At 68.0% G+C, this 13,976-nt stretch carries 13 protein-coding genes and 1 tRNA gene; 6 read left to right on the top strand and 8 right to left on the bottom strand.

The features are described from left to right. Positions 1 to 60: 60 nt before the first annotated feature. The 8 genes from AC27L4_RS27355 to AC27L4_RS27390 form a co-directional block, all read right to left on the bottom strand. Positions 61 to 534 carry a hypothetical protein gene (locus AC27L4_RS27355; protein ID WP_487145773.1) on the bottom strand — a complete coding sequence of 158 codons (474 nt, stop codon included), beginning with the start codon at positions 532 to 534 and terminating at the stop codon, positions 61 to 63. A 105-nt stretch (positions 535 to 639) separates the two neighbouring features. Then, positions 640 to 1,206, bottom strand: coding sequence for a helix-turn-helix domain-containing protein (locus AC27L4_RS27360; protein WP_487145774.1), 567 nt, complete (start codon positions 1,204 to 1,206; stop codon positions 640 to 642). 165 nt (positions 1,207 to 1,371) lie between these two features. Then, complete coding sequence (locus tag AC27L4_RS27365; RefSeq protein ID WP_487145775.1) at positions 1,372 to 2,757, bottom strand: class II 3-deoxy-7-phosphoheptulonate synthase; 1,386 nt, start codon at positions 2,755 to 2,757, stop codon at positions 1,372 to 1,374. A 204-nt stretch (positions 2,758 to 2,961) separates the two neighbouring features. Continuing rightward, positions 2,962 to 5,271, bottom strand: a complete 2,310-nt coding sequence (locus AC27L4_RS27370; protein WP_487145777.1) for a caspase family protein — start codon at positions 5,269 to 5,271, stop codon at positions 2,962 to 2,964. A gap of 124 nt (positions 5,272 to 5,395) precedes the next feature. Continuing rightward, entirely contained in the window at positions 5,396 to 6,748 is a 1,353-nt protein-coding gene (gene gor, locus AC27L4_RS27375) for a glutathione-disulfide reductase (protein WP_487145778.1), read from the bottom strand. 79 nt (positions 6,749 to 6,827) lie between these two features. Next, complete coding sequence (locus AC27L4_RS27380; protein WP_487145779.1) at positions 6,828 to 7,355, bottom strand: DUF2059 domain-containing protein; 528 nt, start codon at positions 7,353 to 7,355, stop codon at positions 6,828 to 6,830. A gap of 34 nt (positions 7,356 to 7,389) precedes the next feature. Continuing rightward, a complete protein-coding gene (gene rpiA, locus AC27L4_RS27385; RefSeq protein WP_487145781.1) occupies positions 7,390 to 8,088 on the bottom strand; it encodes a ribose-5-phosphate isomerase RpiA in 699 nt (232 codons plus the stop codon). A gap of 89 nt (positions 8,089 to 8,177) precedes the next feature. Then, on the bottom strand, positions 8,178 to 8,534 hold the full coding sequence (locus tag AC27L4_RS27390; protein ID WP_487145783.1) for a hypothetical protein: 357 nt from the start codon (positions 8,532 to 8,534) through the stop codon (positions 8,178 to 8,180). A 146-nt stretch (positions 8,535 to 8,680) separates the two neighbouring features. Between AC27L4_RS27390 and gph the strand changes: the two genes are divergently transcribed. The 6 genes from gph (at position 8,681) to AC27L4_RS27420 (ending at position 13,953) form a co-directional block, all read left to right on the top strand. Beyond that, positions 8,681 to 9,361 carry a phosphoglycolate phosphatase gene (gph, locus tag AC27L4_RS27395; protein ID WP_487145784.1) on the top strand — a complete coding sequence of 227 codons (681 nt, stop codon included), beginning with the start codon at positions 8,681 to 8,683 and terminating at the stop codon, positions 9,359 to 9,361. A gap of 38 nt (positions 9,362 to 9,399) precedes the next feature. Beyond that, positions 9,400 to 9,474: transfer RNA gene (locus tag AC27L4_RS27400), tRNA-Val, on the top strand. 250 nt (positions 9,475 to 9,724) lie between these two features. Next, a complete protein-coding gene (locus tag AC27L4_RS27405; protein ID WP_487145785.1) occupies positions 9,725 to 10,354 on the top strand; it encodes a DUF4129 domain-containing protein in 630 nt (209 codons plus the stop codon). Continuing rightward, complete coding sequence (locus AC27L4_RS27410) at positions 10,351 to 11,601, top strand: DUF4350 domain-containing protein (RefSeq protein ID WP_487145787.1); 1,251 nt, start codon at positions 10,351 to 10,353, stop codon at positions 11,599 to 11,601. Before AC27L4_RS27405 ends, AC27L4_RS27410 begins: the two co-directional genes overlap by 4 nt. Beyond that, complete coding sequence (locus tag AC27L4_RS27415; RefSeq protein WP_487145788.1) at positions 11,570 to 12,526, top strand: AAA family ATPase; 957 nt, start codon at positions 11,570 to 11,572, stop codon at positions 12,524 to 12,526. Before AC27L4_RS27410 ends, AC27L4_RS27415 begins: the two co-directional genes overlap by 32 nt. Next, positions 12,523 to 13,953, top strand: a complete 1,431-nt coding sequence (locus tag AC27L4_RS27420) for a DUF58 domain-containing protein (protein WP_487145789.1) — start codon at positions 12,523 to 12,525, stop codon at positions 13,951 to 13,953. Before AC27L4_RS27415 ends, AC27L4_RS27420 begins: the two co-directional genes overlap by 4 nt. Positions 13,954 to 13,976: the final 23 nt, after the last annotated feature.

Here is a 13,976-nt window from a genome sequence, read left to right on the forward strand (position 1 = left end):
CGGCCTCGTCGCCACACCCGATCTGGAATGAGGCCATACGGCTCCGGGTCAGCGCCGACATCAAACGTCGCAGCTCGGGGCACGCGCACGGTCGAGCCAAGGAAGTACCGGCGGAACATCCCTGAACGCCTCAGCCAAGAGGATGTCGGGCCGCGGGTGGCGCATTGTCGGAAATACGGCCTCGACAGCCGATGAAACCATCCTGCTGGCAACAGCGTGTCGCACATCGTCACCGACACTCGGAATTGCATTGGCAACGGCGTCCACGAGATCATTCAAACATACGACACTGTCCAATTCGTCATCGCCGATCTTAAGATCTGGATTCCACTCCTCCATTACAATACAGATATACATTACCGTAATTTGACTTCCGACTGTATCAGCGAAGAAATTCATTTCCGCACCGACTGATTTCAAATCCCGGTCGCAGCTCTGGCAGATTGCCCGAAGAGACAACAACTCATCGACAGGGTGCCTCTGGAAGGCTCCGCAATGTGGACATTCAATGCGTTGTGGATCAGCGAATTTCACGACATTCTCCCGGCATCCGCGTGAGGCGGGACAACCGCAAATGTCGGTCGAGCATGACCTTGCCGACCGAAGCGGCCATGGATTCCTTCTGACGTATTGCGGCAATCAGGCTTCTGGAAGCGGCCTCAGGAAGCGGTAGGCAATGTCGACCGGCGCACCGACCGGAGCCTGCAGACGCAGCGAGCCGGCGTCCTTGCGCGGGTCCAGCCGGGTGGTCACGTCGATCGTCCAGTCATGCGGGTGGCTGATGCCGAAGACTGTCGGCGTGTTCGGACGGAAGGCCAAGGTCAGCTTGACCCCGGCGAGGCCCGTCGCATCGTCGAAGATGTAGTCGCCGTCGTACCGCCCGCCCCAGCCGTCGGCGCCATAGGCTCGGCCGCTATCGAGGATCAGGACTCCGAAACCTGAACCGGCTGCCGATGCATACTCGATGCCATAGAATCCCTCACGCATCGCTGTCCTCTCCTGTCTCAGGCGGGAAAACTCGACCTGCCGGACACTGGCAGGGGCGGCTGCAAGCAAACGAACATAGGCCTCGACGGGCCCGGGCACGGCACGATCGCCGGCCAGCCAAAGACTGACGGCTCGGGGGGTCACGTCGACCAGCCGGGCGAACTCATTTTGGGAGAGGCCGACCGTACCCAGAAAGGAACGAAGATCTTCTGCTGTCATAGGAACAATGTTCGCATTAAAATGGAACATTGTCAAGGAGAGGCGCTGCGAACGTGCCGGACTCCCGGGACTGCCCGCGACCGCACAACAAAAGAGGCGGCGGGACCTTCGGTCCCGCCGCCCTGCAATTTCAGATGAAGCGTATATGCGCGGAGCGTCGCGGCCTCACTCGGCTGCGATGATCGTCCGCCGCTCCTTGCCCGAGCGCTCCTTCTTCAGGAGATCCGCCACCAGGAACGCCACCTCGATCGCCTGCTCGGCATTGAGGCGCGGATCGCAATGGGTGTGGTAGCGATCGGCAAGGTCCGTCTCGGTGACGGCCCGGGCGCCGCCCGTGCATTCCGTGACGTTCTTGCCGGTCATCTCCAGATGGATGCCGCCGGCATAGGTGCCCTCGCCCTCGTGCACCGCGAAGAAGTCCTTGATCTCGGACATGATCGCGTCGAAGGGCCGGGTCTTGTAGCCGTTGGCCGCCTTGATGGTGTTGCCGTGCATCGGATCGCAGGACCAGATGACCGAGCGGCCCTCGCGCTTCACCGCCTGGATCATGCCCGGCAGGTGGTCGAACACCTTGCCCTGGCCGAAGCGGGTGATCAGCGTCAGCCGGCCGGCCTCGTTCTCCGGGTTGAGCACGTCGATCAGCTTGATCAGTTCGTCCGGCTTGAGCGAGGGGCCGCATTTGAGGCCGATCGGGTTCTTGACGCCGCGGAAGAACTCCACATGCGCGTGGTCGAGCTGGCGGGTGCGGTCGCCGATCCAGATCATGTGCCCGGACGTGTCGTAATAGTCGCCCGAGGTCGAATCGACGCGCGTCATCGCCTCCTCGAAGCCGAGCAGCAGGGCCTCGTGGCTGGTGTAGAAGTCCGTGGTTCGCATCTCCGGATGCAGCTCCGGATCGATGCCGCAGGCGCGCATGAAGTCGAGCGCCTCGGTGATGCGGTCGGACAGCACCTGGTACTTGTGGCTCTGCGGCGAGTCCTTGACAAAGCCGAGCATCCACTGGTGCACGTGCGCGACGTTGGCATAGCCGCCGGTGGCGAAGGCGCGCAGCAGATTGAGCGTCGCAGCCGACTGGCGATAGGCCTCCAGCTGCCGGCGCGGATCGGGGATGCGCGCCTCGGCGGTGAACTCGGTGCCGTTGATGATGTCGCCGCGATAGACCGGCAGCTCCACGTCGCCGACCTTCTCGACCGGGGCGGAGCGCGGCTTGGCGAACTGGCCGGCGACGCGGCCGATCTTCACCACCGGCGAGGCGCCGGCGAAGGTGAGGACCACCGCCATCTGCAGGAAGACGCGGAAGAAGTCGCGGATGTTGTCGGCGCGGTGTTCGAGGAAGCTCTCGGCGCAGTCCCCCCCCTGAAGCAGGAACGCTTCGCCCGCCGCGACCTTGGCCAGTTCGCGCTTCAGCTTGCGGGCCTCACCTGCAAAAACCAGCGGTGGAAACGTCGCAAGAGTGGCCTCGACGTCAGCCAGCGCCTGCGCGTCCGGAAAGGACGGCGACTGCTGAATGGGCTTTTGTCTCCAGCTCTTGGGTGTCCAACGCTCGGACATGATCCTTTTTCCTTTAACCTGTGCGCCTGTGCGCCACGTCTCCTCTCGGCGAGATGATCCCGACGAAGGCGCGCGTTATACGCGCGAGGCGCAGCGAAGGCCAGCGCCGCAATGCGGATATGCAGCGATGCCGCGCCGGCCCCTGCGCGGCCGCCACAACGTCGGCAAGATCTGTCCACGCCTGACGGGCAGCAGCGGCCGCCCCTACTGGCCCTGCAGGCTCCTGAGCGCTGCCAGCGTGTCCTTGCCGAAGACGCCGTTGACGGCGCCGCTGTAGATGCCGCGGCGCTGCAACTCCGCCTGCACCGCCTTGCGGAAGGGAACGCCCCAAGGCTTGGAGTTGGTGGTCATCTCCTTGAGGGCGAAGGCGCTGCCGGAAGCGATAGACTGGACCATGGCGTTGGCCGCCTCGTCATAGTCCCGCGGGCCGCCGCGGCCCTCCGAATGCATATAGGCGACCTGATACATGGCATTGGTGTTGCCCTTGTCCGCACCGGCGCGGAACAGGCGCATCGCCTCGTTGTCGTCACGTGTCGTGCCGATGCCGTCCTTGTACATCAGGCCGAGATTGTAATAGGCGATCGCCTCGCCGCGGTCGGCCGAGATCTTGTACAGGCGGAAGGCTTCCTTCTGGTTCTTTTTGACCCCGAGCCCGTCCTTGTACATGGTGCCGAGGTTGTTGATGGCGATGGAATTGCCCTGGTCGGCCGCCAGCTTGTAGAGGCGGGCCGCCTCGGTCTTGTCCACGGCCGTGCCAGCGCCGACATCGTACTGGTAGCCGAGATTGAGCTGGCAATCGGCGTTGCCGCGGTCGGCGCAGACCCGGAAGCGGCGATTGGCTTCGGCCTGGTCGGCCGTGACGCCTTCGCCGTCGCGATAGGCGAAGCCGAGATTGCGGTATGCCAGGGTGATGTTCTGCTTGGCCGCCTCCAGGAACAGCTGCACAGCCTTCTCCTGGTCCTTCTCGACGCCGCGACCGTCGCGATACATCACGCCGACATTGTTCAGCGCCAGGCCCTGGCCCTGATCGGCGGCGAGCTTGTAGTAGCGGAAGGCTTCGGCATCGTTCTTCGGCGTTCCGTCGCCAACGTCATACTGGTAGCCGAGATTGTTCTGGCATTCGATGAAGCCCTTGTCGGCGCAGATCTTGAACAGGCGATTCGCCTCGGCCGCGTCCTTCTTCACCCCCTCGCCGTCGCGATAGGCGATGCCGATATGGCTCATCGAGGCGAGGCTGCCGAGATCGGCGCCCTTCTGCCAGGCGGCCGCCGCGTCGTCGTAGCGCTGCAGCTTGTAGAGCGCCCGGCCAAGCTGCATCGGCAGGCGGCCGGCGGTCGGATACCGCGCGACGGCGTTCTGGCAGGCCGTCAGCGCCGCATTGGCGTCGATGTCGTCGAACGGCACCCCGGTCGTAACCTTGTCGGGATCGCCGGGCTCGGCCGCCAGGCGATCGCACTCCGTGACCGGGCCGGCGGAGGCCGAGAGCTGGGGCTGCACCGGCGTCAAGGCCGCGAGCTTCTGCTCCTGCTGCTTCTCCCGCTGCTTGTCCTGAAGCTTGAGCCTGGCGAAGTCGGCGAAGGCGCAATTGCCGAACAGCTGGAGATGGCGCTCGTAAAGCTCGGCCCGATCGAACTTCTGCGCTTCGGCCCAGTGGGCCGCGGCATCCGTGCAGGAATTGGCGGCGGTGTTGGAGGGGGTGTCGTTGATCTGCGGCTGGATCACCGTCTGCTGGATGATGACCTGCTTGGACAGGATGATGGTGCCGCCGCCGAGCGAGCCATAGGCGAAAGGCTCCTGCTGGCGGCCAGTGGCGGCGAGAACGTCGTCGCGAACATTGCCGAGCGCCAGGCGGATGTCGACGCCCGGCTCCACCAGGCGCTTGGCCAGCGAGGCGGTGAACGGGCTGTTCGCCTGGTCGCCGTCGGAGGCCACCGTGCCGGCCTTGGCGGCGAAGGCGATCAGCGTGTCCGCCGATTGCGGCTCGACCCGCGCCAGGCCCCGGTCCACCGCCCGGGTGAGCTTGGTCCGGCCCATCTTCGGCAGGAAGGGGTTGTTGCGGCAGGCGTCGAGGATGACCAGCTTGAGGCGCTTGGCTCCCTCCACCGAACGCAGCACCCGGTCAAGCGACACGGCCTCGTCCTCGACGTCGCGGTCCGAGCCCAGCTTGGCGTCCACCGGCACGAGGTAGTTCTCGCCGTTCAGCTCCATGCCGTGGCCGGAATAATAGACCACGGCGATATCGGCATCGGCGGACGTGTCCTCGAACGTGCGCAGCGCCCGGATCATCGCCTCGCGCCCGAGGTCGAGCGCGGTGTCGACCCGGTCGAAGCCGGCCTTCTCCAGCGCCGCCTTCATGGCCGCCACGTCATTGACGGGATTGGTCAGCCGGGTGACACCGGAATAGTCGGAATTGCCGACGAGCAGGGCGACGCGCCTGTCGGCCCAGGCAGCGCCCGGCGACACCAGCAGCACCAGAAGAGCCAGGACCACGGAAAAACGTGCCGCGCGTGTCATCGTCCCCATCCGATGTCGAAGCGTCCCGCAGGCTCACTTATCAGACCTGACGCCGGACCGCTGAAACGGAGGGAACATTAGCGCCGGCCTCTGCCGATGGCGAGAGGCCCGCCGGCACCCGTCGCTACTGCCTTGTGCGCAATGTCACAAGCTCTTCGGCCGCCGTCGGGTGCAGCGGCATGGTGGCGTCGAAATCCGCCTTGGTGGCGCCCATCCGGACACTAATGGCGAGGAGCTGCGCCATCTCGGCCGCCCCCTCCCCGAGCACGTGCACGCCGAGGATGCGGTCGCTGGCGGCATCGACCACCAGCTTCATGAACACGCGCTCGCTGCTGCCCGAGAGCGTCGCCTTCATGGCGCGGAACGAGGTCTTGTAGATGTCGACGGCGCCGTGGGAGGCACGCGCCTGCTCCTCGGTAAGGCCGACCGTGCCGAGCTCGGGCGTGGCGAAGACGGCGCTCGGCACGCCGGCATGGTCGGCCGCCCAGGCCTTGCCGCCGAACACGGTGTCGGCGAAAGCATGGCCCTCGCGGATGGCGACGGGCGTCAGGTTGAGGCGGTTGGTGACGTCGCCGACCGCCCAGATGTTCTGGACCGTCGTCTGCGAGAAGCGATCGACCACCACGGCCCCGGCCGCGTCCATCGCCACGCCGACGCGCTCCAGGCCGAGGCCGGTCGTGTTGGGCCGCCGGCCGGTGGCGAGCATCACTTCGCCGGCCTCGAGCACCGAGCCATCGGCCAGGGTGGCGCGCAGGCCGGCGGACACGGCGTCGATGCGGACGATGTCGGCGCCGGTCAGGATCTCCACTCCCGCGGCCGCCATCGCCTCGGCGAGGTGGCGGCGCAACTCATGGTCGAAGCCGCGCAGGATCATCTCGCCGCGATAGACAAGCGTGACGCGCACGCCCAGCCGGTGCATCAGGCATGCGAACTCGACGGCGGTGTAGCCGCCGCCGGCGATGATCATGGCCGGCGGCAGGCGCTTGAGATGGAACACCTCGTTGGAGGTGATGGCACGCTCCGCGCCCGGCACGTTCGGCTTGACCGGGTGGCCGCCGGTCGCGACCAGGATGCGCTCGGCGGTGACGACGCTTCCGTCGCCGAGCCGCAGCGTGTGCGCGTCCTCGATCTCGGCGCGCACAGGCAGGATGCGCACGCCCGCCTTGTCGAGATTGGCGGCGTAGAGGCCCTCGAGCCGGGCGATCTCCCGATCCTTGGCCGCCACCAGCCGCTCCCAGGAGAAGGAGCGCTCCGGCACGTCCCAGCCGAAGCCGGCGGCGTCGTCGAAGGCGTCGGCGAAGCGGCTCGCCAGCACGAACAGCTTCTTGGGCACGCAGCCGCGGATGACGCAGGTGCCGCCGACACGGTACTCCTCCGCCACGGCCACGCGGGCGCCATGCCCCGCGGCGATCCGCGCCGCACGCACGCCGCCGGAACCGGCGCCGATGACGAAGAGGTCGTAGTCGAAGCGGGCCATAATCGCTCACTCGCAAGGGGCCGCAGGCGGCGACGCCCGGCGACTCCCGATCCCTACCTGCCGGCTGCGAGAGCCGGCGTCAGAGCTGCTGGCCCTTCTTCTTGACCTCATCCTTGATGCGCACCGCCATGTCAGAGGTGAGCTTGCGGCTCCACTCCTGCACGATCGGCACGCTGGCCTGCAGCACGCCGGCCTGGGTGTCTGCGAGCTTGGTGCCGAGCGGGGTGAGGTAGAAAGTGGTGAGCTCCTTGAGCTCCTCCTCGGTGAAGCGGTCGGTGTAGAGCTTGGCGAGCGAGGCGAGGAGATCGTCCTGGCGCTTCACGAATTCGGGCATCAGCGCGATGGTCGAATCATTGATCACCTCGGCGATCTCGGGGCGCTGGTTGACGTAGCGCAGCCGCACCTGGTCGGCGAAGGCCGGGATCATTTCCTCGAAGCCCTTCGTGAGCTTGGAGGCCTTGAGATACTCGACCGCCGCCGCGGTGTGCGACGGCGAGGCGGCGGGCGTCGCCGGAGCTGCCGGCGCGGCTTGGGCCGGCGCTGCCTCCTGCGCGGATGCGGGGGCCGCCAGCGCGAAGAGGGCCAGGGCGGCCGCTGCGCAGGTCAAGGCTAGACGAGTCATAGATGAAGCTCCCATCGGATCAGGCCGGCTCGATGACGCGGACGCCGTCCGGCCCGGCCACGCAAGCGGCGCGGGCCAGGCCGAGAAAGAGACCGTGTTCGACGACGCCGGGAATGGCGACCAGGCCGGCGGCAAGCTCGGCAGGGTCATCGATATGCGAGAAATGGCAGTCGAGGATGTGGTGACCGCCATCGGTGACGAAAACATGGCCGCTGTTGGCGCCGCGCAGCAGCATCACGCCGTTGAGGCCGAGGCGGCTGGCAAGCTTGACGATGGCGACACGGGTGGCTTCCAGCCCGAAAGGCACGACCTCCACCGGCAGCGGGAAGGCCCCGAGCCGGTCGACCAGCTTGGTGGCGTCGGCGATGGCGACCATCCGCCGCGCCGCCGTCGCGACGATCTTCTCGCGCAGCAGAGCACCGCCCCCGCCCTTGACCAGGGCCAGGCCGGGGCCGATCTCGTCGGCACCATCGACGCACAGGTCGAGCTCGGGCGACGCATCCAGCGTCGTCAGCGGGATGCCGAGCCCTTCGGCCAGGGTCCGGGTACGCTCGGAGGTCGGCACGCCGACGACCTTCAGTCCGCCGCGCACGCGCTCGGCCAGGAGGTCGACGAAGTGCTCGGCGGTCGACCCGGTGCCGAGGCCCAGCGTCATGCCGTCTTCGACATAGCGCAGGGCGGCGCGGGCGGCTTCACGCTTCAAGTCATCAGTGGACATCGGCGAGCAAATCCTCGTGCAGACGGCGCGTTATAGCGGCTCCGCCACGGTTTGCACCATGGATTCGCACCACGGCTTCGAACGATCTCTCATCGGCCCGGCGGAGTGCAGATCACCTGCTCCTTCCAGACATAGCACACGCTCATCGAGCCCGTGCGCCGGTCGACGCGGAACACCGCGCTTTCCTTCTCATGGTTGGAGGCGATCAGGATGTAGTCGCCCGGATCCTGCTTGCCTGCCCCCTCCCCCGTGGGGAAGCACAGGGTCACGCCGGTGTTGTCCTCCTTGACCCCGTACTGGCAGGCGCCGACCTCGCCGGTGACCGTGTCGACGCGGTAGATGCGGTTGAGGTCCTTCTGCGGCGCGGCGACGAAACTGTACTGGCCGGCCAGGGCGGGCACCGGGGCGAGGCAGAGGAAAAGGGGAAGCAGGCGACGGGCGATCATGAGGGGGCTCGTGGGGGCGAATCGAATGGCCGACATTACCCCGAAACGGGGCGGCAATTCGGCGCATCGCCTGCGTGTAGCCACAGCCATGCGAATTCGGCAAGGATAAGTCGAGACTTCGCCGCGATCCCTGCGAGACAACCTGCATGCGTCCCCTGACCCTGGTCTTCGATCTCGACGGCACGCTGGTCCATACCGCGCCCGACCTGATGGCGACGCTCAACATGATCCTCGCCCGCGAGGGCGTGGCGCCGCTGCCGCTGGAGCAGGCCAACGCCCTGATCGGCGGCGGGGCGCGGGTGCTGCTCGAGCGCGGCTTCGCCGCCAATGGCCGCGTCATCGACGACGCGCACATGACGATCCTCTACCGCGACTTCCTCGACCATTACGCCGGGCACCTGTCCGACCACAGCCACGCCTATGACGGGGTCGAGACGGCGTTGCAGGCCTTCCGGGCCGAAGGCCATGTGCTGGCGGTGTGCACCAACAAGGTGACCTGGCATTCGCAGAAGCTGGTGGAGGAGCTCGGCCTCGCCGGCTACTTCAAGGCGGTGTGCGGGGGCGACGCCTTCGCCTGGCGCAAGCCCGACGCCCGGCACCTGACCCTGACCATCGAGGCCGCCGGCGGCGATCCGTCGCGGGCCATCATGATCGGCGATTCGGTCACGGACGTCGCCGCGGCGCGGAACGCCGGCATCCCGCCGATCTGCGTGGACTTCGGCTATACCGACGTTCCCGCCCGGGATCTCGGGGCCGAGCGGGTCGTCTCGCATTTTTCCGAACTCGACGACGCCGTCCGCGACGTCGCCACGCGTTTCGGCGCTTGACAGCGGCCGCGGCTCGCTCCAAATAGCGGCTCCCCTGAGGGCGCGTAGCTCAGCGGGAGAGCACTCCCTTCACACGGGAGGGGTCACAGGTTCAATCCCTGTCGCGCCCACCATCAGCCTCTTGGCTTTCTCCATATCAAGTCCGGTCCGGGGTGTCATGCGGCCGCCGCGACCGCTCGCACGGAACGTGCTTGACGCAACGCCATCTGGCGGCCGAAACTGATGGACCCAACGGCACTTCCGTCACGGCCGGAAACGGTCATGAACGGGTTGAGAGGCTGTGCTGGAATCGAACGCCGGATGTGCCGAACGCGTCGTTGCGACAGACTTGTGCTGAGATGGCCGGCGTGCCTGCGGTCGTTGGTGATCACGGGTACGCTGGTGTTCGCGGCCGGCACCGCGTTCGCCGCCGATCCGGAAGCGACGGCCCGGCAGGTCGCCCGCAGCCTCGATCTGCAGACGAGCATGCCCAAGCCGGTAGCCGTGCCCGATTCGTCCGACTTCTCCTGGCACATCGACGACAGCACCGCGCGGGTGATCCTGTGGGGGACGGTGATCCTCGGCGTGGCGCTGATCCTGTGGGCGATGCGCGACAGCCTGCCCAGTTTCAGCCGCTCGCGGGCGCTGAAGGCGGCCGCGCCGGCCGCCCCCGTCCGTAACGCTGCGGTCGAACGCATGGACGAGGCGCAACTGGAGGCCGACGAGCTCTATCGCCAGGGGCGGATCGTCGAGGCCATGCACATCCTGCTGCTGCAGAGCCTCGGCGAGCTGCGACGGCGCCTCAATGTCAGCTTCGCCGCCTCGCTGACCAGCCGCGAGATCCTGCGCCGCGTCACCCTGCCCGATCGGGGCCGTGCCGGCCTGGCCGATCTGGTCGAGCGGGTCGAGCGGGCCTATTTCGGCGATCATGAGGTACAGGCCGAGGACTACATCGCCTGCCGCCGCAGCTTCGAGGCGGTGAGCGGCGCGCTCGCCTCGACCGGCCCGGCATGACCGACGCTTCGCCCTTCTCCGGCCGCATCCTGACGGCGCTGGCCGGCGCCGCCCTGGCCGTCTTCGCGCTCTCCTTCGTGCTCAGCGCCCATGGCGGCGGCGAGAACAGCATCGGCGACGTGGTGCAGCCCAGCACTTATTCGCGCTCGGCCATCGGGCAAGCCGGTTTCTACGAGCTGCTGAAGCGGCAAGGGCTGGAGGTGGCGCGCAGCAGCAACGACGCCCTGGCGCTGGCCGGCTATGACGGCGTCTATGTGATGGCCGAGCCCGATCTTGCCTACGTCACCACCGACATCGCCCTGCGCCCCACCCGGGCGCAGACGGTGCTGCTGGTGCTGCCGAAATGGCGCGGGGCGCGTGATGCCGACCGGCCGGACTGGATCGGGCAGGCCGTGCGCCTGCCCTCGGACAGAGTGCGGGCCGTCGCCGCCCTGGTCGACGGCAAGGCGGAGGTGGCGACCGGCAAGCCGCAGGAGCCTTGGACCGTCAACAAGCTCGGCGTCGCTCCCAGCTTCGGAAGCGAGGTGCAGCTGCTGCGCAGCCCCGACCTCGCGCCGATCGTGGCCAGCGCCGACGGCACGCTGCTCGGCGAAGTGCGCGACGGCTTTCGCCGCATCTGGGTGCTGGCGGATCCGGACGTCATCTCCAACCACGGCCTGGCGCGCGCCGGCAACCCGAGCTTCGCCATGGCGCTGATCAAGGCGTTGCACGAGGTCAAGGATGGGCGGATCGTCTTCGACGAGGCGGTGCACGGCATCACCGGCGCGCCGGAGAGCCCGCTGAAGCTGCTCTTGACCTTCCCCTACTCGCTGGTGACGCTGCTGGTCCTCCTCTCCGTCGCCGTGCTGCTCTGGGCGACGATGGCACGCTTCGGCCGGCCGCAGCCGCCACCGCCGGCCCTGCGCTTCGGCAAGGAGAGCCTGATCGCCAATGCGGCGGCGCTGCTCGACTATGCCGGCCACCAGGACACGATCCTCAGGCGCTATGCCCGCGTCACGCTGCACGATGTCGGGCGCCGCCTGCATGCGCCCGGCGATCTCGACGAGCCGGGCCTCGCCGCCTGGCTCGACCGGATCGCCGCCGCCCGCGGCGTGCGCGGCAGCGCCGCAGACATCCTGGCGCGCATCGACGCCCTGCGCGGCGGCCAGGGCCGCGACCTCACCACATTGTTCACGGCGGTGCGCGAGCTGCACCGCTGGAAGGGGGACATCCTCGATGGATCTTCAGCGCATACGCTCCGTCACTGAAGCGATCAGGACGGAGGTCGGCAAGACGATCGTCGGCCAGGACGCCGCGATCGAACTGATGCTGACCAGCCTCCTGTGCGGCGGCCACATCCTGCTCGAAGGCGTGCCGGGCACCGGCAAGACGCTGCTGGCCCAGTCCTTCGCCGCCGGCCTGTCGCTGCGGTTCGGCCGGGTGCAGTTCACGCCCGACATGATGCCCGGCGACATCCTCGGCACCAACCTGTTCAACTTCCAGACCAACAGCTTCGTGCTGACCAAGGGACCGATCTTCACCCAGATCCTGCTGGCCGACGAGATCAACCGCACGCCGCCCAAGACCCAGGCGGCCCTGCTGCAGGCGATGAACGAGCGCTCGGTCACCATCGACGGCGCCACCCACGGGCTCGGCAGCGAGTTCATGGTGATCGCGACGCAGAACCCGATCGAGCAGCAGGGCACCTATCCCCTGCCCGAGGCGCAGCTCGACCGCTTCCTGTTCAAGATCGATCTCGGCTACCCCAGCCGCGACGAGGAGCGCGAGATCGTCGGCCGGCATGGCCACCGCTCCGCCATGCCCGACCTCGCCGATTTCGGGCTGGCGGCCGTGGCCGACCGCGAGCGCCTGGCCGAGGCCCGCGCCCTCACCGCCGGGATCCGGCTGACCGATGCGCTGGTCGACTATGTCGTCGACGTCGTCCGCGCCACGCGCCAGCATGCGGCGATCGAAACCGGCGCCTCGCCGCGCGCCGCGACCATGATGGCTTCGGCGGTGCGTGCCTACGCGGCGCTGCAGGGCCGCGACTTCGTCATCCCCGACGACGTCAAGGCCCTCGCCCTGCCGTTGCTGCGCCACCGCGTGGTGATGGCGCCCAACGCCGAGATCGACGGGCTGACCAGCGATCGGATCCTGGGCGAGATCCTCGACCAGACGGCCGCGCCGCGATGACGGGAGAGCGGCAGGGCACCGTCCCGGACGCGACGCCGGCCCCTGCCCTTCCCGCCAACGGGAAGGATGGGGGAAGCGCCGTATCCCGGCCTGCCGCCGGCAGCCGCGCCCGCTCCACCCTGCGTCCGGCGCCGCGGGCCGTGCTGGCGGTCGCGGCCAGCGTGCCGCTGGCCATCCTGGCGCTGGCCCACGATCCCGACTGGTGGATCGTGCCGGTGGCCTATGCCGCGTTCGCCCTGGCGGCGATCGCCATCGACGCCCGGCTGATCCTGCCGGCGCGCCGCCTCGCGATCGAGGTCTTCGCGCCCGAACGGATCTATGTCGGCCGGAGCGACAGGGTGGTCGTCGACATCGTCGCGGACCCGGCCTCCGAGCCGACCGGCTTCCAGGCGCTCGCCGAGATCGGCGGCGAGGCGCCGCAGCCCGAAGCGATGGCAGGGGTGACGCGGGAAGGCCGTCTCACCCTGGACACCGAGCTGGTCGCCCATCGCCGCGGGCAGATCAGCCTGGACGCGATCTGGGCGCGCTGGCGCGGCCCGTTGGGCCTCACCGAAGGACGGGTGCGGGTGCCGGTCGGCCGGACCATCGACGTCATCCCCGACATCCGGGGCATCCACAGCGCCGCCCTGCAGTTCTTTTCGCGCGACTCGATCTTCGGCTCCAAGATGCAGCGCCAGAAGGGCGAAGGCGCTGAATTCGAGACCCTGCGCGAATACGCGCCCGGCCTCGACCATCGCTTCATGGACTGGAAGCGCTCGGCCAAGCACCGCAAGCTCTTGACCCGCGAGTTCCGCACCGAGCGCAACAACCCGGTGGTGCTGGCCTTCGACACCGGCCACCTGATGCTCGAGCCGATCGACGGGGTGGCCAGGCTCGACCATGCGATCGAGGCCGGGCTGCTGCTCGGCTGGATCTCGCTACGCGGCGGCGACCTCGTCGGCACCTACGGCTTCGACGCCCGCGTGCGGCAATTCCTCAAGCCCGGCAGCGGCATGCCGCATTTCGCCCGGCTGCAGCGCGCCGGCGCCACCCTCGCCTACCGCACGGAGGAGACGAACTTCACCCTCGGCCTGGCCGAGCTGAACACACGCCTCGACCGGCGCACCCTGGTGGTGCTCTTTACCGAATTCGTCGACACCATCTCGGCCGAGCTGCTGGTCGAGAGCCTCAGGCGCATGGTGCGCCGCCACATCGTGGTGTTCGTTACCTTGCAGGACCCGATGTTCAGCCGGCTGATCGACGCCGCGCCCGACCGGTTCCCGGCGATCGCGGAAGCGGTGGTGGCACATGATTTCCAGCGCGAGCGCTCGATCGTGCTGGAGCGCATCGCCCGGCTCGGCGTGCACTGCCTCGACGTGCCGGTCCGCCACGTCTCGGCCCGCCTCCTCAACCAGTACCTGATGATCAAGCAGAGAGGGCTCCTGTGAGCAGCGCCTTCGCCCCGGAACCG

Source organism: Labrys sp. Lb11 (assembly GCF_057554225.1).

Excerpts from the sequence above, each read along its gene's own strand:
- AC27L4_RS27410 (WP_487145787.1), top strand. The coding sequence starts at position 10,351 with ATGACCGACGCTTCGCCCTTCTCCGGCCGCATCCTGACGGCGCTGGCC.
- AC27L4_RS27365 (WP_487145775.1), bottom strand. The coding sequence starts at position 2,757 with ATGTCCGAGCGTTGGACACCCAAGAGCTGGAGACAAAAGCCCATTCAG.
- AC27L4_RS27415 (WP_487145788.1), top strand. The coding sequence starts at position 11,570 with ATGGATCTTCAGCGCATACGCTCCGTCACTGAAGCGATCAGGACGGAG.
- AC27L4_RS27420 (WP_487145789.1), top strand. The coding sequence starts at position 12,523 with ATGACGGGAGAGCGGCAGGGCACCGTCCCGGACGCGACGCCGGCCCCT.
- gor (WP_487145778.1), bottom strand. The coding sequence starts at position 6,748 with ATGGCCCGCTTCGACTACGACCTCTTCGTCATCGGCGCCGGTTCCGGC.
- gph (WP_487145784.1), top strand. The coding sequence starts at position 8,681 with ATGCGTCCCCTGACCCTGGTCTTCGATCTCGACGGCACGCTGGTCCAT.
- rpiA (WP_487145781.1), bottom strand. The coding sequence starts at position 8,088 with ATGTCCACTGATGACTTGAAGCGTGAAGCCGCCCGCGCCGCCCTGCGC.
- AC27L4_RS27360 (WP_487145774.1), bottom strand. The coding sequence starts at position 1,206 with ATGACAGCAGAAGATCTTCGTTCCTTTCTGGGTACGGTCGGCCTCTCC.
- AC27L4_RS27370 (WP_487145777.1), bottom strand. The coding sequence starts at position 5,271 with ATGACACGCGCGGCACGTTTTTCCGTGGTCCTGGCTCTTCTGGTGCTG.
- AC27L4_RS27390 (WP_487145783.1), bottom strand. The coding sequence starts at position 8,534 with ATGATCGCCCGTCGCCTGCTTCCCCTTTTCCTCTGCCTCGCCCCGGTG.